The sequence below is a fragment of the Massilia genomosp. 1 genome, assembly GCF_011682185.1.
Classification (GTDB): Bacteria; Pseudomonadota; Gammaproteobacteria; order Burkholderiales; family Burkholderiaceae_D; genus Telluria_A; species Telluria_A rubra.
Genome location: NZ_WHJF01000246.1, coordinates 1 through 1,954, shown reverse-complemented (window position 1 = coordinate 1,954; position 1,954 = coordinate 1). Strand labels below are relative to the sequence as shown.

Annotated in this window: 2 protein-coding genes; both read left to right on the top strand. The window is 51.8% G+C overall.

The genetic code is table 11. From position 1 onward, the window contains the following. Positions 1–81: 81 nt before the first annotated feature. Complete coding sequence (locus F1735_RS33270) at positions 82–552, top strand: hypothetical protein (RefSeq protein WP_167241242.1); 471 nt, start codon at positions 82–84, stop codon at positions 550–552. Between the two features lie 2 nt (positions 553–554). Beyond that, on the top strand, positions 555–1,592 hold the full coding sequence (locus F1735_RS33265; RefSeq protein WP_167241240.1) for a hypothetical protein: 1,038 nt from the start codon (positions 555–557) through the stop codon (positions 1,590–1,592). Positions 1,593–1,954: the final 362 nt, after the last annotated feature.

The following is a 1,954-nucleotide window of genomic DNA, read 5'->3' as shown; positions in this document are numbered from 1 at the left end:
CTTTTTCGGGATGCGAGAGAGTCGAGAGGTCGGGAAGAGGGGCAAGTTTTACCATGACCGGCATCATGCCCGGATATCGGAATGTTTACAATTGCGCGTTTACAACGGTCAGGGCTAAACAGTTACAAAATTCATTATGAAAAATTCATGGAGACTGGCGTCTTACATGCGACAGGAGAGACGTCTACCTCTCCAGCTATATGGTATGCAAGTAAGTATGCAGTGAACGAAGCTGAAGAGGTTTTGGTCAAATTTGCGTTGAAGCCAGGTACCATGGAAAAACTTCTGGACATCGGCATTGCTTCTGAGGCTGGAACTAAACAGTTGTTTTCGAAGCTGCCTATGACGCCTTCCGGGAAAGCAAAGTGGGGAGAGAATCATGCCCGTATTAAATTCGAGCAGTATCAAGTGACAACGGCACTCGGTAGCCAAAATGGCAAGGCAGTCAAGATTTTTAGTGAAAATATTGTTCAGCATGAGCCAACTCCATTGAATTTCGACGGCCTTATCCACAAAGCTAATGCGCATAAATTTAAGATGCACGAGGATTAATTATGTTTTTGCAATTAGATGAAGCGGCGGTGCCTATGAAATTGGTTTATCAGCTGGAAGAAGACCATAAGCGGGATCCGACCCGGGTAAAACAGACGCAGGCGCTGTCACTGGATGCCTCAAGGCCGAGCATGGGACTCAGTAGCCGGTTCGGCCTGTACGGGTCACCAGAGTGGTGGGCTAACCTGCGCAACGGTACGATCAAACAGCAAATCATATCCGGCGAAATTACCGGCTTGTTTATCAGTCGTGAGGACGAGACCGAGGTATACGCCGTGTCGGTGGTCACACCGCATGAGGAAGTCGATTATATGGAGGTCCATGTACTTGATCAAGCGGATGCAGGCTTGTTTCAGATCGGCAGCCGCGTCGACGCCCTGTATGCGTATAACGAGTTGAAGTTCCAGCCCCCTGGCGGCAGTATTGCCTACTCAACCAGCGTAGTGGAGGTCGCCGTGTCGCTTGATCCCGTCGAGCGGAACCGGGAATATATGACTGCGCAAGCCACAGCGCGATTGCCTGTGCCTGCATCGTCCAGGGATAGCACGGCTACCTTCTTGGCCTTGGATGGCGAGGTGCCGATGAAGCGGGTATTCAAGCTGTCTGCACATCACCGGCTGTATCCTGAGGAGTTGAAACGCAAGCAAGCACTGAGTTTGGATCAGGAGAGGCCCGACGAGGGCCTGCATACGTACCACGGCTTGTACGGTACGAATGAATGGTGGCACTACCTGCAAGCCGGAAAAATTCGCCGGCAATTGGTATCAGGCGTGATCACCAGCATGTACCTTGGCCAAGTGGATGGCAATGAAACGCCGGTGCAGTTAATTGATGTAACAACAGCGAGCAATTTCTACATCGGACTCCCGCTATATGCGAATGACGAGGCCGATCGCGCGCTGTTCCGGATGGGATGCCAGGTCGATTTTATATTGATTCATCTGAAGCAGAAGGGACCGCGCGACCCGGACGGCGCATCTGATTATGCGAAGGAAATTCTGGAGATGGCGGTGTCGCTGGAGCCCATTGCTTCGCAATAATCGGTGCGCCAGAGCTTGCCTAGTGCTCCGGACCGTGCTGGTAACGCCGGCATGATCATCTGGATGGAACCGCACTACGTCTTCAAAGATGGATGAGGCCGGCGTGCCAATGAAATTGGTCTACCAACTGAAAGAAGATCTCAAGAGGGATCCGAAGCGGGTGGAGCGTACGCAAGCGCTGACGCTTGACGCGTCGAGGCCCTGCATGGGCCTGAGTGGGCGCCTCGGACTATACGAGCCAATTGCAAAACGATTTTTCTGAACTGGCCGACATCAGGAGAGCACGATTTTTCATCGCTTTTTCGTGATATCGGAGGAAATCTGATCGGTTACGGCGGCGGAATCATGGCTAATCTCATTTT

Excerpts from the sequence above, each read along its gene's own strand:
- F1735_RS33270 (WP_167241242.1), top strand. The coding sequence starts at position 82 with ATGTTTACAATTGCGCGTTTACAACGGTCAGGGCTAAACAGTTACAAA.
- F1735_RS33265 (WP_167241240.1), top strand. The coding sequence starts at position 555 with ATGTTTTTGCAATTAGATGAAGCGGCGGTGCCTATGAAATTGGTTTAT.